Origin of the sequence: Klebsiella sp. GB_Kp047, from assembly GCF_040065235.1 — a bacterium.
In the GTDB taxonomy this organism is placed as follows: Bacteria; Pseudomonadota; Gammaproteobacteria; order Enterobacterales; family Enterobacteriaceae; genus Klebsiella; species Klebsiella quasipneumoniae.
On record NZ_JBEAJG010000003.1, the window covers coordinates 1 to 24,819 of the forward strand.

Consider the following 24,819-nt stretch of genomic DNA (forward strand, 5'->3'; position numbering starts at 1 on the left):
TCTGATAAATTGTTAAAGAGCAGTTGCGACGCGCTTTAGCGCTCTGTCGCGAGGTCCCGTATAATACGTTTTCCTCATTCAGAGTCAAGCGCTTATTTTGCTTTTCTCTGTCGGCTTCAACGTTATCTTTCGCCGTTGAATCCTGCTGCCCCGGCGGCTTGCTTGCCGTTGTTCCGTGTCAGTGGAGGCGCATTATAGGGGGTAATTCTGAAGTGACAAGGATAAATTCAAAAAAAGAATTCAATCGCTCACTTTTCAACCAAATCAGGTGTTGAGCTTTAATTCTTGCCTGGTTTTTAAACAAAAACGAGCCCGCTGGGCCCGTTTTTGTCGTTTTGTGACTTACTGCACTGCCACGATGCGGTCGTCTTTCACTACCAGCTCGACGGTTTTACCCGGAATCAGCTCACCGGAAAGGATCTGCTGAGCCAACGGGTTCTCAATCTGCTGCTGAATAGCGCGTTTCAGTGGCCGCGCGCCGTATACCGGATCGTATCCGTTGGCGCTTAGTAACTTCAACGCCTCATCGGACATCCGCACTTCATATCCGCGCTCTTCCAGACGTTTATACAGACGCTGCAGCTGGATCTGGGCAATAGAAGCAATGTGTTTCTCACCCAGCGGATGGAAGACCACCACTTCATCGATACGGTTGATGAACTCCGGACGGAAGTTCTGGCTGACAACCCCCAGCACCAGGTCCTTCATATGTCCGTAATCCAGCTCGCCGAACCGTTCCTGAATCAAATCGGAACCGAGGTTCGAGGTCATGATGACCACCGTGTTACGGAAGTCGACCGTTCTCCCCTGGCCATCGGTGAGGCGCCCGTCGTCGAGTACCTGCAGCAGAATGTTGAACACATCCGGGTGCGCTTTTTCCACTTCATCCAGCAGGATGACGGAATAAGGACGACGGCGCACCGCCTCGGTCAGGTAACCGCCCTCTTCATAACCGACGTATCCCGGAGGCGCACCGACCAGACGCGAGACGGAGTGTTTCTCCATAAACTCGGACATATCGATACGCACCATTGCGTCGTCGCTGTCGAACATAAAGTTAGCCAGCGTTTTACACAGCTCGGTTTTACCGACCCCGGTCGGACCGAGGAACAGGAATGAACCAATCGGCCGGTTCGGATCGGACAGCCCGGCACGGCTACGGCGAATAGCGTTAGATACTGCTTCAACCGCCTCATCCTGACCAATCACCCGATGATGCAGTTCCTGCTCCATACGCAGCAGTTTGTCACGCTCGCTTTCCATCATGCGGGAGACCGGGATACCGGTCCAGCGGGCCAGCACTTCGGCGATTTCAGCATCCGTCACTTTATTACGCAGCAGACGCATGGTTTTTCCTTCGGACTGAGTGGCTGCCGCCAGCTGTTTCTCCAGTTCCGGAATTTTGCCGTACTGCAGCTCGGACATCCGCGCCAGGTCACCGACGCGACGCGCCTGTTCGATGGCGATTTTCGCCTGCTCCAGCTCGGCTTTGATGGTCTGGGTGCCGGAGAGGGACGCTTTTTCCGCTTTCCACTCTTCTTCCAGCACCGAGTACTGCCGTTCTTTATCCGCCAGCTCCTCGTTGAGCATATCAAGACGCTTCAGACTCGCCTCATCAGACTCTTTCTTCAGCGCCTGCTGCTCCAGTTTCAACTGGATGATGCGGCGATCGAGACGGTCCAGCTCTTCCGGCTTCGAGTCGATCTGCATACGGATGCTGGACGCCGCCTCATCGATAAGGTCGATGGCTTTATCCGGCAGCTGCCGGTCGGCAATGTAGCGATGCGACAAGGTCGCCGCCGCCACGATAGCCGGGTCGGTGATCTGCACATGGTGGTGCAGTTCATAACGTTCTTTCAGACCGCGCAGAATAGCGATGGTATCTTCTACCGACGGCTCGGCGACGAACACCTTCTGGAAGCGGCGCTCCAGCGCAGCGTCTTTTTCAATGTACTGACGGTATTCGTCAAGCGTCGTCGCCCCGACGCAGTGCAGTTCACCACGCGCCAGCGCCGGCTTCAGCATGTTGCCCGCGTCCATCGCGCCGTCGGCTTTACCAGCGCCAACCATGGTATGCAGTTCGTCGATAAACAGAATGACGTTGCCTTCCTGTTTCGACAGGTCGGTCAGCACGCCTTTCAGACGCTCTTCAAACTCACCGCGGTATTTCGCCCCGGCCACCAGCGCGCCCATATCCAGCGCCAGCACCCGGCGGCCTTTCAGCCCTTCCGGCACTTCGCCGTTGACGATACGCTGCGCCAGGCCTTCGACGATAGCGGTTTTACCCACCCCGGGTTCACCAATCAGCACCGGATTGTTTTTGGTACGGCGCTGCAATACCTGAATGGTACGGCGGATCTCTTCATCACGGCCGATAACCGGGTCCAGCTTGCCCTGTTCGGCACGCTCGGTGAGATCGACGGTAAATTTCTTCAATGCCTGACGTTGGTCTTCGGCACCCTGATCGTTCACGCTTTCACCTCCGCGCATTTGTTCAATCGCCTGAGTCACGTTGGCGGTTGTTGCTCCGGCGGATTTTAAAAGGTCGGTCAGCGTACCGCGTGATTCAAGCGCCGCCAGAACAAACAGTTCTGACGATATAAAGTTGTCCTTTTTCTTTTGCGCCAGCTTGTCGCAAAGGTTCAGGATCCGCACTAAATCCTGAGAAGGTTGCACATCGCCGCCGGTGCCTTCCACCTGCGGTAAACGGCTCAGAGCCTGTTCGATGTCAGTGCGCAGTTTCCCGGCATTCACGCCCGCCGAGGTTAATAAAGGACGTACCGATCCCCCTTCCTGATTCAGCAAGGCGCTCATTAAATGAAGAGGTTCGATGAATTGGTTGTCGTGCCCGAGTGCAAGCGACTGGGCATCGGCAAGAGCAAGCTGGAATTTATTGGTAAGACGATCCAGACGCATAACTCCTCCCATAACAGGTCAAATTTGCTACTGGAGATTAAATGAGGTCATCCCTCAATTATTCAAGGTTAAAGACCTGAACTATGCGAAAAATAAGTTTGCCTTCTGGATCGTCTTGATTCTCTAGGTTATATCAGCCAAATGAAACTTGCCATACGACCGGTGGTCTTGTCGCGCCGGTAAGAGAAAAAATCATCCTTTTCGCTTAGCGTGCAGCGATCGCCGCCGAAAATCTGCTCAACGCCGACGTTTGCCAGGCGCTGCCGAGCCAGCTGGTAGATATCAGCAAAATATTTTTCGCCTGCCGGACGAAAAGCCTGATGCGCATTCTCATCCTTAGCCATAAAAGCGTCGCGAACTTCTGGGCCCACCTCAAACGCCTGCGGACCGATGGCGGGTCCCAGCCACGCCATAATGTTTTCGGCTTTATCGGCGAAACGGGCGACCGTCTCTTCCAGAACCCCTTCACATAAGCCGCGCCATCCCGCATGCGCCGCGGCGACTTCGGTACCGGCGCGGTTACAGAACAGGACCGGCAGGCAGTCAGCGGTCATCACCGCGCAGACAGTCCCTGGCGTACGGCTATAAGAGGCATCCGCGCGTTTCGACGGATAGGGTCCGCCGTCCAGCGTGAGCACATCGGTACCATGAACCTGCTCCAGCCAAACCGGGTAAGACGGTAAGCCGCCGGCGGCAAACATCCTCCGCCGGTTTTCTTCGACATGCTGCAGATTGTCGCCGCAATGGGCGCCCAGGTTGAGCGAGTCATAGGGCGGCAGACTCACGCCGCCGATGCGGGTAGAACTACAGGCCGCCACGCTGCCGGGCATTGGCCACTGCGGTACAATCAGTTTAGTCATAACCAGTCAATATCGTCCTTATGGGCTTCAAAATCGGCGCGCATCGCCTCGATGAGCTCGACCATATCTTGTGGGATGGGCGCGTGCCACTCCATTTCAATGCCGGTAATCGGGTGGTACAGACGTAGCATGGTGGCGTGCAGCGCCTGGCGGTCGAATTTACGCAGCGCGGTGATGAACTCCTCCGACGCGCCCTTCGGCGGACGCGGGCGGCCGCCATACACCTGGTCGCCTACCAGCGGATGGGTGATATGCGACATATGCACGCGGATCTGATGCGTACGACCGGTTTCCAGACGCAGGCGCAGGCGGGTATGGATGCGGAAATGTTCCATAATGCGGTAGTGGGTCACCGCCGGTTTGCCCATCGGGTGCACCGCCATATGGGTACGCTTGGTCGGATGACGGCTGATCGGTTCTTCAACCGTACCGCCGGCGGTCATATGACCGATCGCCACCGCTTCGTATTCACGGGTGATCTCGCGCAACTGCAGCGACTCCACCAGCCGGGTTTGCGCTGGAATGGTTTTCGCCACCACCATCAGACCGGTGGTGTCTTTATCCAGACGGTGGACGATACCCGCACGCGGCACATCGGCAATAGGCGGATAGTAGTGCAGCAGCGCATTCAGCACAGTACCGTCAGGGTTGCCCGCGCCAGGATGTACAACCAGATCGCGCGGTTTGTTGATCACGATGATGTCATCATCTTCGTAAACGATATTGAGCGGAATATCCTGCGGCTGGAAGCGCGCCTCTTCTTCGATTTCCACATCGATAGCGATGCGTTCTCCCCCCAGCACTTTTTCTTTCGGTTTATCGCCAATGGTGCCATTGACTAATACGCGTTGGTCGAGGATCCATTCTTTTATCCGCGATCGCGAATAATCAGGGAACAATTCGGCCAAAGCCTGATCTAAGCGTTGACCGAGTTGATTTTCGGTCACCGTTGCGGTGAGTTGTACTCGTTGTGCCATATACAGCTTCTTCGTTTAACGTTGGGTTTTACGGCTTTGCCGTTTAATATAGTGTGCTATTGTAGCTGGTCTTAATCGGGAGCAGGAACAGAGATTCTCCCGCATAAACATTTTGAGGAAGTCAAAACGTCATGACGCGCATGAAATACCTGGTGGCAGCCGCCACACTGAGCCTGGCTTTGGTGGGTTGCTCCGGCTCTAAGGAAGAGGTGCCTGATAATCCGCCGAATGAAATCTACGCGACCGCCCAGCAAAAACTGCAGGACGGTAACTGGAAACAGGCGATAACGCAACTGGAAGCGTTGGATAACCGTTATCCATTCGGCCCTTATTCCCAACAGGTACAGCTGGATCTGATTTATGCGTATTACAAAAACGCCGATCTGCCGCTGGCTCAAGCGGCCATCGATCGCTTCATGCGCTTGAATCCCACCCATCCGAACATCGACTACGTCATCTATATGCGCGGCCTGACCAACATGGCTCTGGATGACAGCGCCCTGCAGGGCTTCTTCGGCGTCGATCGTTCCGACCGCGATCCGCAGCACGCGCGCGATGCCTTCAATGACTTCTCCAAACTGGTACGTGGCTACCCGAACAGCCAGTATGCCACGGACGCCTATAAGCGCATGGTATTCCTGAAAGATCGCCTGGCGAAGTATGAGCTGTCGGTGGTGGATTACTACACCGACCGCGGCGCATGGGTTGCCGTCGTTAACCGCGTGGAAGGTATGATGCGTAACTATCCGGATACCCAGGCCACCCGCGATGCCCTGCCGAAGATGGAAAATGCCTATCGTCAAATGCAGATGAATGCTCAGGCGGACAAAGTCGCGAAGATTATCGCCGCGAACAGTAAGAACACCTGAGCCTGACTCATGGATCGCAAACGGCAGCCACTGGCTGCCGTTTTTTTATTCGTTATCCTGGTTAGCTGAAGCGGTTTAGCGTCGAGTTAACTCATCAAATATGGCCTGCTTTGGCAGGTTCGACAAGTAAAATCTCACTTCTTCCTGCCCTGTCTCACAAAATGAATTCGTTGACAAAAAGTGACAATAAAACGTGATTTAGATCACACATTTTGACATTAGGAAAGGTATGCTGGATTCACCAAGACGGGAAAGACAAGAGGTAAAATTTATGACAATGAACATTACCAGTAAACAAATGGAAATTACTCCGGCAATCCGCCAGCATGTCGCAGACCGTCTCGCCAAACTGGATAAGTGGCAAACTCATTTAATTAACCCGCACATCATTCTGTCTAAGGAGCCGCAGGGTTTTATCGCCGATGCAACCATCAACACGCCAAACGGCCATCTGGTTGCCAGTGCGCGTCATGAAGATATGTACGCCGCCATTAACGAATTGATCAACAAGCTGGAACGGCAGCTCAATAAAGTGCAACACAAAGGGGAAGCCCGCCGCGCCGCGACGTCGGTGAAAGAGGCAGGCTTTGTGGAAGAAGAAGAGTAATCCTTAACTTAAGTTGTGTCATGCCACGCGCCTTCGGGCGCGTTTTTTATTGACAGAGTGAAAACAGTACAGGTACTGTAATCCCCACTACTTAAAGGAATTCATCATGAAACTCGTCCCGTTCTTCTTCGCATTCTTTTTTACCTTCCCCTGACCGGGAGGCAATTCGTCGTATAAGAAAGAATGCGAAGACGAACAATAAGGCCTCCCACCCGGGAGGCCTTTTTTATTGGATAACAACAAAGGCAACATCTATGACCGAGGAAAACCCATTACTGGCGCTGCGCGACAAGATAAGCGCGCTGGATGAGAAACTGCTTGCTCTGCTGGCGGAGCGTCGCGGGCTGGCTGTTGAGGTTGGTAAAGCCAAACTGGCCTCCCATCGCCCGGTGCGTGATATTGACCGCGAACGCGATCTGCTGGAGCGTCTGATGACCCTCGGCAAGCGCCATAATCTGGACGCTCATTACATCACCCGCCTGTTCCAGCTGATTATCGAAGACTCTGTACTGACCCAGCAAACCCTGCTGCAGCAGCATTTGAATAAAATTAACCCGCATTCGGCTCGCGTGGCGTTCCTCGGTCCCAAAGGCTCTTATTCGCATCTGGCGGCGCGTCAGTACGCCGCTCGCCACTTTGAGCAGTTTATTGAAAGCGGCTGCGCGAAGTTCGCCGATATTTTTAATCAGGTGGAAACCGGCCAGGCCGATTACGCCGTAGTGCCGATTGAAAACACCAGCTCCGGCGGGATCAACGATGTCTACGATCTGCTGCAGCACACCAGCCTGTCGATCGTAGGCGAGCTGACGATCCCTATCGATCATTGCGTACTGGTCAGCACCTCGACGGATGCCGATAAAATTCAGACCGTCTACAGCCATCCGCAACCGTTCCAGCAGTGTAGCCAGTATCTGAGTCGCTACCCGCACTGGAAGATTGAATATACCGAGAGCACCTCAGCGGCGATGGAAAAAGTCGCGCAGGCGAACGCCCCGACCGTCGCGGCGCTGGGCAGCGAAGCGGGCGGCGCTCTGTACGGCCTGCAGGTGCTGGAGCACTGCCAGGCCAACCAGACGCAGAATATTACGCGCTTCCTCGTTCTGGCGCGCAAATCGGTAAACGTCTCCGATCAGGTTCCGGCGAAGACCACGCTGTTAATGGCGACCGGTCAGCAGGCGGGTGCCCTGGTGGAAGCCTTACTGGTGCTGCGCAATCACAATCTGATCATGACCAAACTGGAATCTCGCCCCATCCATGGCAATCCGTGGGAAGAGATGTTTTATCTCGATATTCAGGCAAACCTGGACTCGCTGCCCATGCGCAAGGCGCTGAAGGAGCTGGCGGAGATCACCCGCTCCATGAAGGTTCTCGGTTGCTACCCCAGCGAAAACGTCGTGCCGGTGGATCCGGTTTAACGTTCGCGGAACGGTAATTTCTTCATCCCTGCCACCGCCACCGGCAGGGTGAAGATGGCGCCGGACAGCGGATACTGCGCCAGCTCATCGTCCTCCATGTTTTCCCGGCTGGTGGTGATATAGAGCGTTTGCATATCCGCCCCGCCAAAGCAGACCATCGTCGGGCAACGTACCGGCATCGGGTAGGACTCCAGCTCCTCACCCTGCGGAGAGAAACGGGCGATCCGCCAGCCGTCAAACATTGCGCTCCAGTAACACCCCTCCACGTCAATCGCCGCCCCGTCCGGTATCCCTTCGCCAGGCTGAAAACGGCGAAAGACTTCGCGCCGGCCAGGCTCACCCTGCTCATCCAGCGGCGTACGGTAGATCACGGCGTTCGGCGTATCGGAGGTATACATCCAGCGCCGGTCGGCGCTAAACGCCAGACCGTTGGCGCCATGGATGTTACACTGGATCACCGTCGGCTTCAGGTCGTTATCGACCCGCATCAGCAGCGCGCCGTTATAATCCCCCGGGCCCCAGAAGGTGCCGGCATAAAAGCGCCCATCGCGATCGGTCCCACCATCGTTAAACCGCGCCAGTTCCGGATTGCTCGGGTTATCGCAGACTTTACGCCGTAGCAGACCGTGGGCGTCGGTCAGCCAGATACCGCTGCGCAATGCAACGATAAACCCACCCTTCTCGCGCAAGGAAAAACAGCCGACCTCCTCCGGAAATTGCAGCACCTGGTGTTCGCCGCTGCGGGTATCGTAGCGGTGAATTTCACATTCCATAATATCAGCCCAGTAGAGGGCCTGCTCTGCCTCGCTCCAGGTCGGGCATTCCGGCAGGTATCCGGTGTAGTCAAACAGCGGTTGTGGTTCAGCCATCGTTGTCATCCCTATAAAAAAAGCCAGCGGTCGCTGGCTTTATTGTATACACCTTTTTCGCTTTACTGCCGATTATCGTTCGCCTGACGCAGCAGCGTGCGGCTCTCGCTCTGGAAACGCTGCGCGTAATCGCCAAACCAGTGTTCGACTTTACGGAAGCTATCGATAAACGCCTGCTTATCGCCCTGCTCCAGCAGACCGATCGCCTCGCCAAACCGCTGGTAGTAGCGCTTAATCAGCGCCAGGTTGTTTTCCGAAGACATAATAATGTCGGCGTAGAGCTGCGGATCCTGGGCAAACAGACGGCCCACCATCGCCAGCTCCAGCCGGTAAATGGGTGACGAGAGCGCCAGCAACTGCTCAAGGCGCACATTCTCTTCCGCCAGATGCAGCCCATAGGCGAAGGTGGCAAAGTGGCGCAACGCCTGAATAAAGGCCATGTTCTGATCGTGCTCCACCGCGCTGATGCGATGCAGGCGCGCGCCCCAGACCTGAATTTGCTCGAGGAACCACTGATAGGCCTCTGGCTGGCGGCCATCGCAGTAGACCACCACCTGCTTGGCAAGGCTGCCGCTGTCCGGACCAAACATCGGGTGCAGGCCGAGTACCGGGCCCTGATGCGCCGCCAGCATCGCCTGCAGCGGCTCTGCTTTAACCGAGGCAAGGTCGACCAGAATGCAATCCGCCGGCAGCGGCGGCAGCCTGGCGATCGTCTCCACGGTGGTGTGAATCGGCACGCTGACAATGACCATGCCGGCATCGGCGACGATATCCGTCGCCCGCGCCCAGTCCTCTTTTTCCAGAATGCGCACCTGGTAGCCGGACAGCGTTAACATCTTCTCAAACAGACGCCCCATCTGCCCGCCGCCGCCGACGATCACTACCGGCCGCAGATTCGGGTAAAGGGTTTTGAAGCCTTTGTCGTTTTCGCTGGAATAGGATTCGCGCATCACGCGACGCAGAATGTCCTCGATCAGATCCGGTGGAACGCCGAGCGCAGCCGCCTCTTCACGCCGGGAGGCGAGCATCGCCGCCTCGCGTTCCGGGACGTAAATCGGCAGGCCATACTGGCTCTTCACCTCGCCGACTTCGGCCACCAGTTCCAGGCGCTTAGCCAGCAGGCTAAGCAACGCTTTATCTACTTCATCAATTTGATCGCGTAACGCGGTCAGTTCAGCAACCATACTTTCCTCTTACACCAAACGGGCCGCCAGGTGGCCGCGGAGATCCTTATCCAGTTCACGCAGTAGCGCATCGGTGGTTTCCCAGCTGATGCAGGCATCCGTTACCGAAACGCCGTATTTCATCGCCTCACGCGGCTGTTCAGAGGACTGATTGCCCTCGTGGATATTACTCTCGATCATCAGGCCGATAATGGAGCGATTGCCATCTTTAATCTGCGCGACAACGGATTCAGCCACGGCCGGCTGGCGGCGGAAATCTTTATTGGAGTTCCCATGACTGCAATCTACCATCAGCGACGGCTTCAGTCCCGCCTGCGCCATCTCTTTTTCGCATTTCGCCACATCGTCCGGACCGTAGTTTGGCGCCTTACCGCCGCGGAGGATCACATGGCCGTTCGGGTTACCCTGCGTTTGCAGCAGGCAGACCTGCCCGGCCTGGTTGATACCGACGAAACGGTGCGGCATCGCCGCGGCGCGCATGGCGTTGATGGCCGTGGCCAGGCTGCCGTCGGTGCCATTTTTAAAGCCTACCGGCATGGAAAGACCAGAGGCCATTTCGCGGTGCGTCTGAGATTCCGTGGTTCGCGCGCCGATGGCGGACCAGCTGAACAGATCCCCAAGGTACTGCGGGCTGTTGGGATCCAGCGCTTCCGTCGCCAGCGGCAGTCCCATATTCACGAGCTCGACCAGCAGACGACGCGCAATCTTCAGGCCGCCTTCAACATCAAACGAACCATCCATATGCGGATCGTTAATCAGCCCCTTCCAGCCGACGGTAGTACGGGGTTTTTCAAAATAGACGCGCATCACCAGGTAGAGGCTATCGCTGACCTCTTCGGCAAGGGCTTTAAACCGACGAGCATATTCGATCGCAGCTTCCGGATCGTGAATGGAGCAAGGACCGCAGACCACCAGCAGGCGCGGATCGCGGCCGGCGATGATATCGGAGATGGTTTCACGGGCGTGCGCGATCTGCGCTTCCTGTTCAACGCTCAGGGGGAATTCCGCCTTCAGTTGCTCCGGGGTCATTAACACATGTTCGTCGGTAATATGTACGTTATTCAGCGCGTCTTTTTGCATGATTGCGATCCTGTGTAGCTCGTTTGCGATAGGGGTTGCCTCAGCGGGCATGACGTAACGATACCATACAAAGTAAAGAATTCAATCCATATTCCGTAAATTTTACTTTACACCAATAAATTAATTGGCACTTACCACGGCATTAAACGTACAAAAATATTTACACATAGCGAAATCGCGCCAAAATGGCTCATCAGAGCCATCGGCATTACGAAAAATCCTGGTGAGATTTGTCCCAAAGCAAAGGGCGCATCTAATGACGGGTTTTGCTATCAGTGATATTCTTCGCCGGGCATCGGCAGCGGCTTTTCCCGCGCCAGGGCGAATTTGACGGAAGCGTTAATGACAGTATTACACCGTCTTTTATTGACTGTATTTTTTCTCATCGCGGTATCTCCTGTTTTTGCTGCCGGACCTTCAGAACATGTTCGCGCGATTGTTTCCGGGATCGTGACCTATACCCGTTGGCCGTCATTAACAGGGGCGCCGAAGCTGTGCATTTTTGCCTCATCACGCTTCACCCATAGCCTGGCTCATGAAGATCCGGATGCATTGCCCTATCAACCGGTGATAGTACGTAATAGTGAAGAAGCGTTAAAAACAACCTGCGATGGTTTTTATTTTGGCAGCGAATCGCCGACCCAACAGTCGGAATTAACTCGCCGCTATGGCTCGAGGCCGCTGTTACTCATCGCAGAACAAAATACGGATTGCTCAATTGGTAGCGCGTTTTGCCTGATCATCAACGACGACAGGGTCCGCTTCTCCGTTAATCTGGACGTTCTGACGCACAGCGGGGTTCGGGTTAACCCGGACGTCCTGATGCTTGCCCGGAAGAAACCACATGAATAAGGACTTTTCACAGACATCGCGCCCGACGTTCAAACGCGCGTTGCGTCGCATTAGCGTGATAAGCGTGGTGATTTCCATGACGCTGGTCTGGCTGCTGCTGAGCACGGCCTCTATTTTCACGCTCAAGCAGTACGCGCAGAAAAACCTTGAGCTCACTGCCGCGACCATGGGCCGCAGTCTCGAAGCCGCCCTGGTGTTTGGCGACAGCGCGGCAGCAGAGGAGACCCTCGCTTCGCTGGGGAAGCAAGGGCAGATTTCCCAGGCAATCGTGCTCAACGGCCAGAAGCAGCCCTTCGCCGCATGGCGCCACGAACCGCTGGCCAACAAAGAACAAGTGAGCGGCCTTATCAGTAAATGGCTGTTTCCGGAGCCCACGGTGCAGCCCATCTGGCACCAGGGCAAACAAATCGGCGAGCTGCGACTAACCGCGCTTGATGAACTAATTAGCCACTTTCTGGGCATCTCGATTCTGGTACTGACAGGCAGCATTCTGCTCGCCTCGTTTATCGGCCTGCTGCTGACCCACTCCCTGCACCGGGGGATCGTCGCCGCCCTGCAGAGCATCACCGAGGTCGTGCATGATATTCGCGAAAACCGCCACTTCTCCCGGCGGGTGCCGGAGGAGCGTATCGAGGAGTTCCATCTGTTTGCCCAGGACTTTAACAGTCTGCTGGGGGAGATGGAGGACTGGCAGCGCCAGCTGCAGGCCAAAAATGCTCAGCTGTTGCGCAGCTCGTTACACGATCCGTTGACCGGCCTGGCTAACCGCGCCGCCTTTCGCAACGCGCTTGCCGAGCTGATGAAAAATGAAGTGGATCACCAGACCTCAGCGTTACTGTTTCTCGATGGCGATAACTTCAAATTGATCAATGACAACTGGGGACATGCGGCGGGCGATAAAGTGCTGATGGAAGTCGCCAGCCGCCTGATGACTTTCGCCGGTAAACGCCATCTGGCGTGGCGTCTCGGCGGCGATGAGTTTGCCGTTCTGCTGCGCGAGGTGCGCTCGGAAGCAGAAGTCCAGGCCCTGTGCCAGGCGCTGTCGGAACAATTTCTTCCGCCATTCAATCTGCACAATGGCCATAGCGCCACGCTCTCGCTGAGTGTCGGTTATGCCCTGGCGTGGGAGCACGCCACTGCGGAATCACTGCAAGAACTTGCCGATCAGAATATGTATCGGATGAAAAACCAACGTATCCAGCAGACGCTGAAATAATAAAGGACGCATTATGATCACGAAATATTTCGCCCCCGCCCTGATGGCGGCGGCGCTTTTGACAGGTTGCCAGGCTCCTCAGGGAAAATTTACCCCCGAGCAGGTGGCGGCGATGAAATCTTACGGCTTCACTGAAAGCAACGGCGATTGGTCCCTGGGCTTATCCGATAGCATCCTGTTTGACAAGAATGACTACCGACTACGTCCCGACAGCCGCCAGCAGATCACCCAAATGGCCTCGCGGCTGGCGACAACCGGGATAACGCATAGCCGCCTTGAAGGCCACACCGATAATTATGGTGAGGATAGCTATAACGAAGCCCTGTCGCTTAAGCGGGCCAACAGCGTAGCCGATGCCTGGGCGGAAGGCGCCCATATCCCGCGCAGTAATTTAGTCACCCGCGGCCTTGGCAAAAAATACCCGATCGCCAGCAACGACACCGCGGCCGGGCGCGCTGAAAACCGCCGGGTTACGGTGGTCATCAGCACGCCGTAAACGTCCGCTTAATCGCTGGACTTCGCCATCCTCATTGCCGTTGCCGCGCGCCAGCGCAGGTAGTCAACGGCAATGAACAACACCAGGCTGATGCCCATCAATGGCATGGCCAGACCCAGGGCTAACGCTATCCCCAGCACCAGCCCACGGGCAGGCCAGGCGAGCGACAGCCACGCCCGCAGCAGCGAATGCGCCGGATCCCAGACGGCCTGAGGCGGACGGCGCATCCACCACAGCCGGTACCCCACGGCGATGGTTACGCACAGCGTACAGCCAAACCCCACCAGCAGCAGTTGATTCGCCAGACCGAAGAGGATCCCCATATGGAAATCGACGCCCCAGCGGGTAAGTTTCGCCATCAGAGGAAAGTCGGCAAAATGGGTGCGATCCACCACCTCCATCGTGGCGCCATCGATCGCTACCGCATCCACCTGCGTCGGCCAGCGGCGGTCGATCTCATTCACCGTCCAGGCGCGTCCGTCTGATACCGGGGGACGGATCTCCAGCCGGCTGGCGTTCAGCCCCGCCTGACGGGCCACCGCCAGTGCCCGGTCAAACTGCGCGGGCTGATGCTGGGTCATGGCCATCGCCTCCCTGTGATGCCCGGCATGGGGATCGTGTGCCATCGGTGCCTCACCGTGCAGCAGGGTATTGACCTGCGGCGTCCACCAGCCGAAAGCCGCCCGCATTTTATCAACATTGCCGCCGGCCCATTGCGACCAGGTCAGGCCGGTGGCGGAGAAGAGCAGCATGCCCAGCAGTAAACTCCAGCCCAGCGTCACGTGCAGCCGACGATGATTCTGCAGGGCGTTACTGATCCGCCGTTTTGGACGCGTCATCGCCCACAGGGCAATGCCCCCCAGCGCGGCCACCCACATCCATGAGGCAGCCAGTTCGCTGTAGAGCCGCCCGCTGTCGCCCAACAGCAGCGAACGATGCGCATAGTCAATCCACTGACGCAGCGGCAGGATGCCGCTGGTGCCGTAGACCGTCATATCGCCCTTCACCCGCAGCGCGATCGGATCGACAAAAATGGCCCGGGATTCCGACTCCCCGAGACGCGGATCGGCAAACATAATGCGGGTGGTCTCGCCCACCGCGGGGGCCGGACGCACCGCCAGCAGCCGCAGATTACCCTGGGTCGCTTCCTCGGCCAGCGCAATCTGGGCGCTGAGCGGTTGCGGGGTGCCTTCGGGAAGGCCATACAGCGCATCGTGATAGAGCCAGTTTTCCAGTTGCGGCGTCGCCACATAAAGCGTACCGGTCAGGGCTGCGACAAAGATAAACGGTCCGATAAACAGCCCGATATAGAAATGGAGGCGACGCAGCAGGTTCAGCCATGCCGCGCGCGAGGTGCAGGTTGTCATACTTTTCCTTTTTTAAAGCAAAAGAGGTCGTTGCGCGGTGCGCAGATTGATTTTTATGAAAGGGAAAAAGCAGACAGCCGCGGCGGGGCGCGGGTTTCGGGGTAGAGCCAGGGAAAGTAGCGCCAGTGTTTTAATACCGGGCGAGAAGCCGGCAGGCGAATGCGCCGCAGGAGCATGGCGACGAACAGCGCCAGCGCGAAAATCAGCCCTGGGACATGGGCTAACAGCACGCAATAGCCACAGGCTTCGGCATGGTCCAGCGGCAGTTCGTGTCCGGTAGGCGTAGCACCGTCTGTGCTGTGCATCATCGCCATATCGTGGCCGGGCATCTGCGCCATACTCGCTGGCGAGCTGTCCACCATCATGGCGTGGTGCATGCCGGGCATGGCGCTCATAGGGTCTTTTTGCAGGGAGACGGAGATCAGGGGGGCCACCACGATCAGCAGGATCGCCAACAGCGCCAGCCAGGCGGCTCGCCGTTTAGGTGTCGTTTGCTGAAAACTGTTACTGACCACCGCCCCTCCGAATAGAGGGCGTATTGTAAATGATTTACATCACGATGGTTACAACAAAGATAAAAAAAGGGCCGGCCCTGAGGCCAGCCCTTTTTGTCAGGATGTCGCGAAAGCGAATCTTAGTTAAGACGCTCTTTGATACGAGCAGACTTACCAGTGCGCTCACGCAGGTAGTACAGTTTAGCTTTACGTACAGCACCACGACGTTTAACAGCAATGCTGTCAACTACCGGAGAGTGAGTCTGGAAGACACGCTCAACGCCTTCGCCGTTGGAAATTTTGCGAACAGTGAATGCAGAGTGCAGACCGCGGTTACGAATAGCGATAACCACGCCCTCGAATGCCTGCAGACGTTTTTTGGAACCTTCAACAACCCATACTTTCACTTCCACGGTATCACCCGGACGGAAGGAAGGTACGTCCTGCTTCATCTGTTCTTGTTCAAGTTGCTTAATAATGTTGCTCATAATTTAATCTCTTATCCTGGGTAAACTGATATTGGGGGCTCACGCCTGCCCATCATGTTTATGCTGCTGTTGCGCGTGTTCAGTTTTGAACTCCGCCAGCAGCTTTGCTTGCTCTTCAGTCAGAGCCAGGTTTTCCAGAAGTTCAGGTCTTCTAAGCCAGGTGCGGCCCAGCGACTGCTTCAGACGCCAGCGACGTATCTCAGCATGGTTTCCCGACAGCAATACTGGCGGTACTTCCATCTCTTCTAACACTTCAGGACGGGTATAGTGGGGGCAATCCAGCAACCCATCAGCAAAGGAATCTTCCGTTGCCGATGCTTCATGGCCCAGTACTCCCGGAATGAACCGGGAAACGGAGTCAATCAGCGTCATTGCCGGTAACTCACCACCGCTGAGAACGTAATCGCCGATTGACCATTCTTCGTCAATTTCGGTTTGGATTACGCGCTCGTCTATCCCTTCGTAACGACCGCACACCAGAATCAGTTTCTGATTCGTTGCCAGTTCGCTGACGCCCGCTTGATCAAGCTTGCGTCCCTGAGGTGACAGATAAATCACCTTCGCGCCTTCACCTGCCGCGGCTTTTGCTGCATGAATGGCATCCCGTAAGGGTTGCACCATCATTAGCATCCCCGGTCCGCCGCCGTAAGGACGATCGTCCACGGTACGGTGCCGGTCATGCGTGAAGTCGCGAGGACTCCAGCTTTCGATGCTCAGCAGGCCATTTTTTACTGCCCGGCCAGTTACCCCGTAATCGGTAATTGCGCGGAACATTTCAGGAAACAGGCTAATTATGCCAATCCACATAGCGCCGTCTTTTACCGTTTATCCGGAGAATTTAAAAACCAGGATCCCAATCTACTTCGATAGTACGCGTAGTGAGATCGACTTTCTTGATAACCTGCCCATCGAGGAACGGAACCAACCGCTCCTTGATACCAAATGCATCTTTCAGGTTTGCCTTGATGACGAGCACGTCATTAGACCCGGTTTCCATCATATCGATGACTTTACCGAGGCTATAGCCTTCCGTCGTCACTACCTGGCAGCCCATCAGGTCTTTCCAGTAGTAGTCACCCTCTTCCAGCTCCGGCAACTGCGATGAATCCACGATAATTTCGCAATTAGTCAGTAGATTCGCGGCATCACGATCGTCAACGCCTTTCAGCTTGATGATGATGTCCTGATTGTGGTGGCGCCAGCTTTCCAGCTCAACAACCTGCCACTGACCCGCCTTCTGGATTAACCAGGGCTGATAGTCAAAAATGCTTTCGGCGTCTTCGGTGGAGGAAAACACTCTGAGCCAACCACGGATACCGTAGGAAGAACCCATTTTCCCCAATACGATCGGATCAACAGGTGCTTGTGCGGTGTGTTGCTTGCTCATCATGACCACCGTGACAGATTAAGCTGCTTTGTTAGCGGCTTTGATCAGCGCGGCAACGCGATCGGAAACAGTAGCGCCCTGGCCAACCCAGTGAGCGATACGATCCAGATCCAGGCGAGTTTCTTCTTCCGCACCGTTAGCGATCGGGTTGAAGAAACCAACGCGCTCGATGAAGCGACCGTTGCGTGCATTACGGCTGTCGGTGACAACAACCTGGTAGAACGGACGCTTTTTAGCGCCGTGACGTGCTAAACGAATAGTTACCATAACATCCTCTTGTGTGAATAAAACAACCGGGCCCCATCGAGGAACGGAGCCCGGTGTCATATTAAAAGCCCGAAAATTTTACTGATTTCTGGGGAAAATGCAATCAGCAGTTGATAAGTCTGCTGTAAAAGGCAGTCGGCGGTGCAGTCAGTTCGCTGCCGGCGTGCGCGCAGCCACCGGAACGTACACGTCGTACGTGAGGATGGCGCGCACACCTCTGCGCTAAAATGACAAACAAGATAGCCTTATGCCCTTGTTTTTAACGGCCCGGGAAACCTGGAGGCATCATCCCTTTCATCCCGCGCATCATCTTCATCATGCCGCCTTTCGACTTCATCTTCTTCATCATGCGCTGCATGTCGTCGAACTGCTTGAGCAGACGGTTCACATCCTGCACCTGCATCCCGCAGCCGGCGGCGATACGGCGCTTACGTGAACCTTTGATGATTTCCGGCTTAGCGCGCTCTTTCAGGGTCATCGAGTTGATGATCGCTTCCATACGCACCAGCACTTTGTCGTCCATCTGCGCTTTGACGTTGTCCGGGATCTGGCCCATACCCGGCAGCTTGCCCATCAGGCTGGCCATGCCGCCCATGTTTTTCATCTGGCGCAGCTGCTCCAGGAAGTCGGTGAGGTCGAAGCCGTCGCCTTTCTTCAGCTTGGAGGCCAGCTTCTCGGCCTGCGCGCGGTCGACTTTACTCTCGATATCTTCGATCAGCGACAGCACGTCGCCCATGCCGAGGATGCGGGAGGCGACGCGGTCCGGATGGAACGGTTCCAGCGCTTCGGTTTTCTCGCCGACGCCGAGGAATTTAATCGGCTTACCGGTAATATGGCGAATCGACAGCGCCGCGCCGCCGCGGGCGTCGCCGTCCACTTTGGTTAGCACCACGCCGGTCAGCGGCAGCGCTTCGTTAAAGGCTTTAGCGGTATTCGCCGCATCCTGGCCGGTCATCGCATCGACGACGAACAGGGTTTCAACCGGATTAATGGCGGCGTGGACGTGCTTAATTTCGTCCATCATCGCTTCGTCAACGTGCAGACGACCGGCGGTATCCACAAGCAGCACGTCGTAGAATTTGAGCTTCGCTTCTTTCAGCGCCGCGTTGACGATATCAACCGGCTTCTGCCCGACGTCGGACGGGAAGAAGTCGACGCCGACCTGCTCGGCCAGGGTCTCCAGCTGTTTGATCGCCGCCGGGCGGTAAACGTCCGCGGAGACCACCAGCACTTTCTTCTTATGCTTCTCGCGCAGGAATTTCCCCAGCTTACCGACGCTGGTGGTTTTACCGGCACCCTGCAGGCCCGCCATCAGCACCACCGCCGGCGGCTGCGCCGCCAGGTCGAGGGTCTGGTTCTCTTCGCCCATCGCCGCCACCAGCTCGTTGCGGACGATTTTGACGAACTCCTGACCCGGGGTCAGGCTTTTATTGACTTCATGGCCGACCGCGCTCTCTTTGACGCGGCTGATGAAATCACGTACCACCGGAAGCGCAACGTCCGCTTCCAGCAGCGCCATGCGCACTTCGCGCAGGGTGTCTTTAATATTGTCTTCTGTAAGGCGTCCGCGGCCGCTAATGTTGCGCAGCGTACGCGACAAACGATCGGTTAAATTATCAAACATTGTCTCTCGCCTGAGGTGGAAACGGTCGGTCGCCGCAGCGACACACAAAACGAATGTGGCGGAGTATAACACGACATCAATCTGAATGTGCTGCAACGGTTGGAGCAGAGGCCTGCTGACGTTATACTGCTTCTCTTTCTTATTTAGCCAACAGCCGACACCTATGCCTGTTTTTGCTCTACTCGCCCTTGTCGCCTACTCCGTCAGCCTCGCGCTGATTATCCCCGGCCTGCTGCAAAAAAACAGCAGCTGGCGGCGAATGGCGATTTTATCTGCGACTATCGCGTTGATCTGCCATGCTTTTGCGCTGGAAGCACGGATATTCCCCGGCGGCGAGAGCGGGCAAAACCTCAGCTTACTGAACGTCGGGTCGCTGGTGAGCCTGATGATCTGTACGGTGATGACTATCGTGGCCTCGCGCAATCGCGGCTGGCTGCTGCTGCCTATCGTCTATGCCTTCGCGCTGATCAACCTGGCCTTCGCCACCTTCGTGCCTAACGAATATATCACCCACCTGGAAACCACTCCGGGGATGCTGGTGCATATCGGCCTGTCGCTCTTCTCGTACGCCACGCTGATCATTGCCGCGCTGTATGCGCTACAGCTGGCGTGGATCGACTACCAGTTAAAGAACAAAAAGCTGGCCTTCAGCAGCGAAATGCCACCGCTGATGAGCATTGAGCGCAAAATGTTCCACATTACTCAGGTCGGCGTAGTGCTGCTGACTCTGACGCTGTGCAGCGGCCTGTTCTATATGCACAATCTGTTCAGCAGCGAAAACATTGATAAAGCGGTGCTGTCGATTATTGCGTGGTTCGTCTATATCGTCCTGCTGTGGGGCCACTATCATGAAGGGTGGCGAGGACGTCGCGTGGTCTGGTTCAGCGTCGCTGGCGCCGGTCTGCTGACGCTGGCCTATTTTGGTAGCCGCGTGCTGCAACAGTTCGTGAGCTAAGTCTTTTAAGGAATCCTACGTGGAACATATCTCCACCACCACGCTGATCATAACGCTGATCGTCATGGTGATTATCTCTGCCTATTTCTCCGGCTCCGAAACCGGCATGATGACGCTGAACCGCTACCGGCTGCGTCATATGGCGAAACAAGGCAACCGCCCCGCCAAGCGCGTGGAGAAGCTGCTGCGCAAGCCGGACCGCCTGATTAGTCTCGTGCTCATCGGTAATAACCTTGTCAACATTCTCGCCTCGGCGCTGGGCACCATCGTCGGCATGCGCCTGTACGGCGATGCCGGCGTCGCGATCGCCACTGGCGTACTCACCTTTGTGGTGCTGGTATTTGCCGAAGTCCTGCCGAAAACCATCGCCGCCCTCTATCCGGAAAAAGTTGCCTACCCCAGCAGCTTCCTGTTGGCGCCCCTGCAAGTGCTGATGATGCCGCTGGTGTGGCTGCTGAATACCATCACCCGCATACTGATGCGCATGATGGGCATCCGCACCGATACCGTCATCAGCAGCGCCCTGAGCAAAGATGAACTGCGCACGATTGTGAATGAATCCCGTTCACAAATCTCACGACGCAATCAGGACATGCTGCTGTCGGTGCTGGACCTGGAGAAGGTCAGCGTTAACGACATCATGGTGCCGCGCAATGAGATTGTCGGCATCGACATCAATGACGACTGGAAATCTATCGTCCGCCAGCTGACCCACTCCCCGCATGGCCGCATCGTGCTCTACCGCGATTCGCTGGACGATGCCATCAGCATGCTGCGCGTTCGCGAAGCCTACCGTCTGATGACGGAGAAGAAAGAGTTCACAAAAGAGATCATGCTGCGGGCGGCAGATGAGATCTACTTTGTGCCGGAAGGCACGCCGCTCAGCACCCAGCTGGTGAAATTTCAGCGCAATAAAAAGAAAGTCGGTCTGGTGGTCGATGAATACGGCGATATTCAGGGGCTTGTCACCGTAGAAGATATTCTTGAAGAGATTGTCGGCGACTTCACCACCTCCATGTCACCCACCCTGGCGGAGGAAGTGACCCCGCTTAACGACGGCACGGTGATTATCGACGGCAGCGCCAACGTTCGCGAAATCAACAAAGCGTTTAACTGGCACCTGCCGGAAGATGAAGCACGCACCGTCAACGGTATTATCCTCGAAGCGCTGGAAGAGATCCCGGTCCCGGGCACCCGCGTGCGCATTGAGCAGTACGATATAGATATCCTCGACGTGCAGGACAACATGATCAAACAGGTGAAAGTGATGCCGGTGAAATCATTACGCGAGAGCGTCGCGGAGTAGCGCGAGCGAAGGAAGTAATATCACGGTGGGCTGCGGCCCGCCGTTTTTTTATCTCGCGCCGGGAGCGATGACACAAAAAACGGCCGCCCGCAGGCAGCCGTTGAGCAAGGCAGCAAGCGTTATTTCGCTTTCGCTACCGTCACCATCGCGGCGCGAATAGTACGGCCGTTCAGGGTATAACCTTTCTGCATCACGGCCAGCACGTTGCCCGCCGCCACATCTTCAGACTCGACCATCGCAATGGCCTGGTGGACGTTCGGATCCAGCGGAACGTTGGTGTCGGCGATCACTTCCACGCCGAACTTACGCACTACGTCCAGCATAGATTTCAGGGTCAGTTCGATCCCTTCCACCATCGGCGCCAGCTCCGGGTTAGCCTTGTCAGCCACTTCCAGCGCGCGGTCCAGGCTGTCGATTACCGGCAGCAGTTCATTGACGAATTTTTCCAGCGCGAATTTGTGCGCTTTCTCGATATCCTGCTCGGTACGACGACGCAGGTTATCTTCGTCGGCTTTGGCACGCAGCATCACTTCACGTTCACGTTTCTGCGCTTCAGCCAGCTGGGCTTCCAGATTCGCAATTTTTTCATCGCGCGGATCCACCTGCTCAGCCGAAACTTCAGGCTCTACCGCCTCAACGTCGTCGTGCTGCTCCGTGATAATTTCTTCCGGGGCTTGCCCCTCAGGCGTTTTCTGTTCTTTACTACTCATGAATTTCTCCGCGTTTTTTTCGCATTCATCTCGCTAACTTCGCTTATTATGGGGATCAGTTTCCGGGTTTCAAGGGAAGCGGACAGATTGTCACTATTTCATTTAACGCAAGGACATCCAGATCATGAAGAACCATTTCAAGTGTATCGGCATTGTGGGACATCCTCGTCACCCCACCGCCCTGACCACACATGAAATGCTCTGGCGCTGGCTGTGCAGCAAAGGGTATGAAGTGCTGGTTGAACAGCAGATCGCCCATGAACTCCAGCTCAGCAACGTGAAAACCGGCACGCTGGCGGAGATTGGCCAACAGGCCGACCTCGCGGTGGTCGTGGGCGGCGACGGCAATATGCTCGGCGCGGCGCGGACTCTGGCCCGTTATGACATTAACGTCATCGGCATTAACCGCGGCAACCTCGGCTTTCTCACCGACCTGGACCCGGACAACGCCCTGCAGCAGCTCGCCGACGTGCTGGAAGGCCACTACATCGCCGAGAAACGCTTTCTGCTGGAGGCCCAGGTGTGCCAGCAGGATTGCCAGAAACGCATCAGCACCGCCATCAACGAAGTGGTGCTGCACCCCGGCAAAGTGGCGCATATGATTGAGTTCGAAGTCTATATCGATGAAGTCTTCGCCTTCTCCCAGCGCTCCGATGGCCTGATAATATCCACCCCGACCGGCTCCACAGCCTATTCGCTGTCGGCCGGCGGCCCGATCCTCACCCCGTCGCTGGACGCCATCACCCTGGTGCCGATGTTCCCGCACACCCTCTCGGCGCGACCGCTGGTGATCAACGGCGACAGCACCATCCGCCTGCGCTTCTCTCACCGCTGCAGCGATCTGGAGATCAGCTGCGACAGTCAGATTGCCCTGCCGATCCAGGATGGCGAAGATGTCCTCATCCGCCGCTGCGATTACCACCTCAATCTGATTCATCCCAAAGACTACAGCTATTTCAATACATTAAGCACCAAGCTCGGCTGGTCGAAAAAATTGTTCTGATTTACATCGCTGCCTCTTTACTGGATAAAAAACCAGTCTATACTGTACGAAAACACAGTATTGGTTTTTCATACAGGAAGGCAGCTATGTTGGCGCAACTCACCATCAGTAATTTTGCTATCGTTCGTGAACTGGAAATTGATTTCCACAGCGGTATGACCGCCATCACCGGGGAAACCGGCGCCGGGAAATCCATTGCCATCGACGCGCTGGGGCTGTGCCTCGGCGGCAGAGCGGAAGCCGACATGGTGCGTCGCGGCGCTACCCGTGCCGACCTGTGCGCGCGCTTCGCGCTGAAAGATACCCCGGCCGCCCAGCGCTGGCTGGAAGAGAACCAGCTGGAAAGCGGGCGTGAGTGTTTACTTCGCCGGGTGATCAGCGCCGACGGCCGCTCGCGCGGCTTCATCAACGGCACCGCCGTCCCGCTCTCGCAGCTGCGCGAGCTGGGCCAGCTGCTGATCCAGATCCATGGCCAGCATGCGCACCAGCTGTTGACCAAACCCGAACACCAGAAAACGCTGCTCGACGGCTATACCGGTGAGTATGCGCTCACTCAGCGTATGGCCGAGCACTATCGCCAGTGGCACCAGAGCTGCCGCGAGCTGGCCCAGCATCAGCAGCAGAGCCAGGAGCGCGCCGCCCGCGCCGATCTGCTGCAGTACCAGCTTAAAGAACTGAACGAATTTAACCCGCTGGCGGGAGAGTTTGAGCAGATTGACGAAGAGTACAAGCGCCTGGCCAACAGCGGCCAGCTGCTCAGCACCTGCCAGCACGCCCTTACGGTACTGGCGGACGGCGAAGAGGCCAATCTGCAGAGCCAGCTTTATACCGCGAAGCAGCTGGTCAGCGAGCTGGTGGGTATGGACAGCAAGCTTTCCGGCGTGCTGGATATGCTGGAAGAGGCGGCTATTCAGCTCAGCGAGGCCAGCGACGAGCTGCGCCACTACCATGACCGTCTGGACCTTGATCCGAACCGTCTGTTCGAACTTGAGCAGCGGATTTCCCGGCAAATCGCGCTGGCGCGTAAACACCAGGTGATGCCGGAAGAGCTGCCGGCGGTTTATCAGGCGATGCTCGAAGAGCAGCGCCTGCTGGACGACAGCGCCGGCTCGCTGGAATCCCTCAGCCAGCAGGTGGTCGAACATCATCAGCTGGCGCTGGAGACCGCGCGCCAGCTGCACGCCCTGCGCCAGGCCAGCGCCGACGAGCTGACCCAGCTTATCACCGAGAGTATGCACTCACTTTCGATGCCGCATGGGGTCTTCGCGATTGAGGTCGCTTTTGATGAACGCCATCTCACCGCCGACGGCGCCGATCATATTGAGTTCCGCGTCACCACTAACCCGGGTCAGCCGCTGCAGCCGATCGCGAAAGTGGCCTCTGGCGGCGAGTTGTCGCGTATTGCGCTGGCGATTCAGGTGATCACCGCGCGTAAAATGGAAACCCCGGCGCTCATCTTCGACGAAGTGGACGTCGGCATCAGTGGCCCGACCGCTGCCGTGGTCGGCAAGCTGCTGCGCCAGCTGGGCGAGTCCACGCAGGTGATGTGCGTGACCCACCTGCCGCAGGTCGCAGGCTGCGGCCACCATCATTTCTTTGTCTGCAAAGAGACCGATGGCGAGATGACCGAAACCCATATGCAGCCGCTGGATAAGCGTGCTCGTCTGCAGGAGTTGGCTCGCCTGCTGGGCGGCAGCGAGGTCACGCGCAACACCCTGGCAAACGCGAAAGAGTTGCTTGCGGCGTAAACTTTTTGATTTTCACAGGGTCATAGTGAACAGCAAATTGCCTGCTGACCGCAGCCGGAGGTTTCCATCGGCGCGAAGGTCTATTATTATCGGCATATTACAGATGAGCCACGTACTGCTCGGGCCCAA

General features: G+C 56.5%; 25 protein-coding genes and 1 other annotated feature. Of the genes, 11 read left to right on the forward strand and 14 right to left on the reverse strand.

What is annotated here, in order from left to right:
* Positions 1 to 342 precede the first annotated feature (342 nt).
* The 3 genes from clpB to rluD all read right to left on the reverse strand — a co-directional run bounded on the left by clpB (position 343) and on the right by rluD (position 4,753).
* Positions 343 to 2,916 (reverse strand): ATP-dependent chaperone ClpB, encoded by a 2,574-nt coding sequence (gene clpB / locus ABLV76_RS02775; protein WP_004206837.1) that lies wholly within the window; start codon positions 2,914 to 2,916, stop codon positions 343 to 345.
* Positions 2,917 to 3,044: 128 nt separating this feature from the next.
* Positions 3,045 to 3,776 carry a purine nucleoside phosphorylase YfiH gene (yfiH, locus tag ABLV76_RS02780; protein WP_023318894.1) on the reverse strand — a complete coding sequence of 244 codons (732 nt, stop codon included), beginning with the start codon at positions 3,774 to 3,776 and terminating at the stop codon, positions 3,045 to 3,047.
* Complete coding sequence (gene rluD / locus ABLV76_RS02785) at positions 3,773 to 4,753, reverse strand: 23S rRNA pseudouridine(1911/1915/1917) synthase RluD (protein WP_004206840.1); 981 nt, start codon at positions 4,751 to 4,753, stop codon at positions 3,773 to 3,775. The genes yfiH and rluD overlap by 4 nt, the downstream gene beginning before the upstream one ends.
* A 131-nt stretch (positions 4,754 to 4,884) precedes the next feature.
* Between rluD and bamD the strand changes: the two genes are divergently transcribed.
* The 4 genes from bamD (at position 4,885) to pheA (ending at position 7,644) form a co-directional block, all read left to right on the forward strand.
* Entirely contained in the window at positions 4,885 to 5,622 is a 738-nt protein-coding gene (gene bamD / locus ABLV76_RS02790; protein WP_004145664.1) for an outer membrane protein assembly factor BamD, read from the forward strand.
* Between the two features lie 271 nt (positions 5,623 to 5,893).
* Positions 5,894 to 6,229 (forward strand): ribosome-associated translation inhibitor RaiA, encoded by a 336-nt coding sequence (gene raiA / locus ABLV76_RS02795; RefSeq protein ID WP_002914111.1) that lies wholly within the window; start codon positions 5,894 to 5,896, stop codon positions 6,227 to 6,229.
* A gap of 105 nt (positions 6,230 to 6,334) precedes the next feature.
* Positions 6,335 to 6,459, forward strand: a sequence feature (Phe leader region).
* Positions 6,336 to 6,383, forward strand: a complete 48-nt coding sequence (gene pheL / locus ABLV76_RS02800; RefSeq protein ID WP_100250063.1) for a pheA operon leader peptide PheL — start codon at positions 6,336 to 6,338, stop codon at positions 6,381 to 6,383. It overlaps the preceding feature by 48 nt.
* Before the next feature lie 24 nt (positions 6,460 to 6,483).
* On the forward strand, positions 6,484 to 7,644 hold the full coding sequence (gene pheA / locus ABLV76_RS02805) for a bifunctional chorismate mutase/prephenate dehydratase (protein ID WP_049092790.1): 1,161 nt from the start codon (positions 6,484 to 6,486) through the stop codon (positions 7,642 to 7,644).
* Here pheA and ABLV76_RS02810 read toward each other — a convergent pair.
* The 3 genes from ABLV76_RS02810 to aroF all read right to left on the reverse strand — a co-directional run bounded on the left by ABLV76_RS02810 (position 7,641) and on the right by aroF (position 10,777).
* Complete coding sequence (locus ABLV76_RS02810; protein WP_348878173.1) at positions 7,641 to 8,513, reverse strand: SMP-30/gluconolactonase/LRE family protein; 873 nt, start codon at positions 8,511 to 8,513, stop codon at positions 7,641 to 7,643. The genes pheA and ABLV76_RS02810 overlap by 4 nt on opposite strands.
* A gap of 62 nt (positions 8,514 to 8,575) precedes the next feature.
* Positions 8,576 to 9,697 (reverse strand): bifunctional chorismate mutase/prephenate dehydrogenase, encoded by a 1,122-nt coding sequence (gene tyrA, locus ABLV76_RS02815; protein WP_049003974.1) that lies wholly within the window; start codon positions 9,695 to 9,697, stop codon positions 8,576 to 8,578.
* 9 nt (positions 9,698 to 9,706) lie between these two features.
* The gene (gene aroF / locus ABLV76_RS02820) at positions 9,707 to 10,777 is read right to left on the reverse strand and encodes a 3-deoxy-7-phosphoheptulonate synthase AroF (protein WP_060656637.1); all 1,071 of its coding nucleotides are present in this window, start codon (positions 10,775 to 10,777) and stop codon (positions 9,707 to 9,709) included.
* Between the two features lie 342 nt (positions 10,778 to 11,119).
* Here aroF and ABLV76_RS02825 point away from each other — a divergent pair, with 342 nt between their 5' ends.
* Genes ABLV76_RS02825 through ABLV76_RS02835 form a run of 3 tightly spaced genes read left to right on the forward strand, consistent with a single transcriptional unit; the run spans position 11,120 to position 13,341 of the window.
* Positions 11,120 to 11,629 carry a YfiR family protein gene (locus ABLV76_RS02825; RefSeq protein ID WP_017900644.1) on the forward strand — a complete coding sequence of 170 codons (510 nt, stop codon included), beginning with the start codon at positions 11,120 to 11,122 and terminating at the stop codon, positions 11,627 to 11,629.
* Positions 11,622 to 12,845, forward strand: a complete 1,224-nt coding sequence (dgcN, locus tag ABLV76_RS02830) for a diguanylate cyclase DgcN (protein ID WP_004206845.1) — start codon at positions 11,622 to 11,624, stop codon at positions 12,843 to 12,845. Before ABLV76_RS02825 ends, dgcN begins: the two co-directional genes overlap by 8 nt.
* A gap of 13 nt (positions 12,846 to 12,858) precedes the next feature.
* Positions 12,859 to 13,341, forward strand: a complete 483-nt coding sequence (locus ABLV76_RS02835) for an OmpA family protein (RefSeq protein ID WP_017900643.1) — start codon at positions 12,859 to 12,861, stop codon at positions 13,339 to 13,341.
* 8 nt (positions 13,342 to 13,349) lie between these two features.
* Here the strand turns inward: ABLV76_RS02835 and ABLV76_RS02840 are convergent, their stop codons facing one another.
* The 7 genes from ABLV76_RS02840 to ffh form a co-directional block, all read right to left on the reverse strand.
* Positions 13,350 to 14,708 (reverse strand): PepSY-associated TM helix domain-containing protein, encoded by a 1,359-nt coding sequence (locus ABLV76_RS02840; protein ID WP_264924774.1) that lies wholly within the window; start codon positions 14,706 to 14,708, stop codon positions 13,350 to 13,352.
* 53 nt (positions 14,709 to 14,761) lie between these two features.
* Positions 14,762 to 15,223: a DUF2946 domain-containing protein gene (locus tag ABLV76_RS02845; protein ID WP_264924773.1), complete on the reverse strand. Its 462-nt coding sequence runs from the start codon at positions 15,221 to 15,223 to the stop codon at positions 14,762 to 14,764.
* A 119-nt stretch (positions 15,224 to 15,342) separates the two neighbouring features.
* Positions 15,343 to 15,690 (reverse strand): 50S ribosomal protein L19, encoded by a 348-nt coding sequence (gene rplS / locus ABLV76_RS02850; RefSeq protein WP_002914145.1) that lies wholly within the window; start codon positions 15,688 to 15,690, stop codon positions 15,343 to 15,345.
* A gap of 39 nt (positions 15,691 to 15,729) precedes the next feature.
* Positions 15,730 to 16,497 (reverse strand): tRNA (guanosine(37)-N1)-methyltransferase TrmD, encoded by a 768-nt coding sequence (gene trmD / locus ABLV76_RS02855; RefSeq protein WP_002914147.1) that lies wholly within the window; start codon positions 16,495 to 16,497, stop codon positions 15,730 to 15,732.
* A gap of 31 nt (positions 16,498 to 16,528) precedes the next feature.
* On the reverse strand, positions 16,529 to 17,077 hold the full coding sequence (rimM, locus tag ABLV76_RS02860; RefSeq protein WP_004150977.1) for a ribosome maturation factor RimM: 549 nt from the start codon (positions 17,075 to 17,077) through the stop codon (positions 16,529 to 16,531).
* An 18-nt stretch (positions 17,078 to 17,095) separates the two neighbouring features.
* Positions 17,096 to 17,344 carry a 30S ribosomal protein S16 gene (gene rpsP / locus ABLV76_RS02865; RefSeq protein WP_002914149.1) on the reverse strand — a complete coding sequence of 83 codons (249 nt, stop codon included), beginning with the start codon at positions 17,342 to 17,344 and terminating at the stop codon, positions 17,096 to 17,098.
* Between the two features lie 259 nt (positions 17,345 to 17,603).
* Complete coding sequence (ffh, locus tag ABLV76_RS02870) at positions 17,604 to 18,968, reverse strand: signal recognition particle protein (protein ID WP_002914152.1); 1,365 nt, start codon at positions 18,966 to 18,968, stop codon at positions 17,604 to 17,606.
* A 163-nt stretch (positions 18,969 to 19,131) separates the two neighbouring features.
* Between ffh and ABLV76_RS02875 the strand changes: the two genes are divergently transcribed.
* Positions 19,132 to 19,923 (forward strand): inner membrane protein YpjD, encoded by a 792-nt coding sequence (locus ABLV76_RS02875; RefSeq protein WP_002914153.1) that lies wholly within the window; start codon positions 19,132 to 19,134, stop codon positions 19,921 to 19,923.
* Between the two features lie 19 nt (positions 19,924 to 19,942).
* Positions 19,943 to 21,229, forward strand: coding sequence for an HlyC/CorC family transporter (locus tag ABLV76_RS02880; protein WP_004149392.1), 1,287 nt, complete (start codon positions 19,943 to 19,945; stop codon positions 21,227 to 21,229).
* Positions 21,230 to 21,348: 119 nt separating this feature from the next.
* Here ABLV76_RS02880 and grpE read toward each other — a convergent pair whose 3' ends face one another.
* On the reverse strand, positions 21,349 to 21,939 hold the full coding sequence (grpE, locus tag ABLV76_RS02885; RefSeq protein WP_004174800.1) for a nucleotide exchange factor GrpE: 591 nt from the start codon (positions 21,937 to 21,939) through the stop codon (positions 21,349 to 21,351).
* 124 nt (positions 21,940 to 22,063) lie between these two features.
* Here grpE and nadK point away from each other — a divergent pair, with 124 nt between their 5' ends.
* Complete coding sequence (gene nadK, locus ABLV76_RS02890) at positions 22,064 to 22,942, forward strand: NAD(+) kinase (protein ID WP_002914158.1); 879 nt, start codon at positions 22,064 to 22,066, stop codon at positions 22,940 to 22,942.
* Between the two features lie 86 nt (positions 22,943 to 23,028).
* The gene (gene recN / locus ABLV76_RS02895; RefSeq protein WP_004206849.1) at positions 23,029 to 24,690 is read left to right on the forward strand and encodes a DNA repair protein RecN; all 1,662 of its coding nucleotides are present in this window, start codon (positions 23,029 to 23,031) and stop codon (positions 24,688 to 24,690) included.
* Positions 24,691 to 24,819: the final 129 nt, after the last annotated feature.

What these genes read in the sequence shown, in the direction of transcription:
- clpB (WP_004206837.1), bottom strand. Translation starts at nt 2,916, where the DNA reads ATGCGTCTGGATCGTCTTACCAATAAATTCCAGCTTGCTCTTGCCGAT.
- yfiH (WP_023318894.1), bottom strand. Translation starts at nt 3,776, where the DNA reads ATGACTAAACTGATTGTACCGCAGTGGCCAATGCCCGGCAGCGTGGCG.
- rluD (WP_004206840.1), bottom strand. Translation starts at nt 4,753, where the DNA reads ATGGCACAACGAGTACAACTCACCGCAACGGTGACCGAAAATCAACTC.
- bamD (WP_004145664.1), top strand. Translation starts at nt 4,885, where the DNA reads ATGACGCGCATGAAATACCTGGTGGCAGCCGCCACACTGAGCCTGGCT.
- raiA (WP_002914111.1), top strand. Translation starts at nt 5,894, where the DNA reads ATGACAATGAACATTACCAGTAAACAAATGGAAATTACTCCGGCAATC.
- pheA (WP_049092790.1), top strand. Translation starts at nt 6,484, where the DNA reads ATGACCGAGGAAAACCCATTACTGGCGCTGCGCGACAAGATAAGCGCG.
- ABLV76_RS02810 (WP_348878173.1), bottom strand. Translation starts at nt 8,513, where the DNA reads ATGGCTGAACCACAACCGCTGTTTGACTACACCGGATACCTGCCGGAA.
- tyrA (WP_049003974.1), bottom strand. Translation starts at nt 9,697, where the DNA reads ATGGTTGCTGAACTGACCGCGTTACGCGATCAAATTGATGAAGTAGAT.
- aroF (WP_060656637.1), bottom strand. Translation starts at nt 10,777, where the DNA reads ATGCAAAAAGACGCGCTGAATAACGTACATATTACCGACGAACATGTG.
- ABLV76_RS02825 (WP_017900644.1), top strand. Translation starts at nt 11,120, where the DNA reads ATGACAGTATTACACCGTCTTTTATTGACTGTATTTTTTCTCATCGCG.
- dgcN (WP_004206845.1), top strand. Translation starts at nt 11,622, where the DNA reads ATGAATAAGGACTTTTCACAGACATCGCGCCCGACGTTCAAACGCGCG.
- ABLV76_RS02835 (WP_017900643.1), top strand. Translation starts at nt 12,859, where the DNA reads ATGATCACGAAATATTTCGCCCCCGCCCTGATGGCGGCGGCGCTTTTG.
- ABLV76_RS02840 (WP_264924774.1), bottom strand. Translation starts at nt 14,708, where the DNA reads ATGACAACCTGCACCTCGCGCGCGGCATGGCTGAACCTGCTGCGTCGC.
- rplS (WP_002914145.1), bottom strand. Translation starts at nt 15,690, where the DNA reads ATGAGCAACATTATTAAGCAACTTGAACAAGAACAGATGAAGCAGGAC.
- trmD (WP_002914147.1), bottom strand. Translation starts at nt 16,497, where the DNA reads ATGTGGATTGGCATAATTAGCCTGTTTCCTGAAATGTTCCGCGCAATT.
- rimM (WP_004150977.1), bottom strand. Translation starts at nt 17,077, where the DNA reads ATGAGCAAGCAACACACCGCACAAGCACCTGTTGATCCGATCGTATTG.
- rpsP (WP_002914149.1), bottom strand. Translation starts at nt 17,344, where the DNA reads ATGGTAACTATTCGTTTAGCACGTCACGGCGCTAAAAAGCGTCCGTTC.
- ffh (WP_002914152.1), bottom strand. Translation starts at nt 18,968, where the DNA reads ATGTTTGATAATTTAACCGATCGTTTGTCGCGTACGCTGCGCAACATT.
- ABLV76_RS02875 (WP_002914153.1), top strand. Translation starts at nt 19,132, where the DNA reads ATGCCTGTTTTTGCTCTACTCGCCCTTGTCGCCTACTCCGTCAGCCTC.
- grpE (WP_004174800.1), bottom strand. Translation starts at nt 21,939, where the DNA reads ATGAGTAGTAAAGAACAGAAAACGCCTGAGGGGCAAGCCCCGGAAGAA.
- nadK (WP_002914158.1), top strand. Translation starts at nt 22,064, where the DNA reads ATGAAGAACCATTTCAAGTGTATCGGCATTGTGGGACATCCTCGTCAC.
- recN (WP_004206849.1), top strand. Translation starts at nt 23,029, where the DNA reads ATGTTGGCGCAACTCACCATCAGTAATTTTGCTATCGTTCGTGAACTG.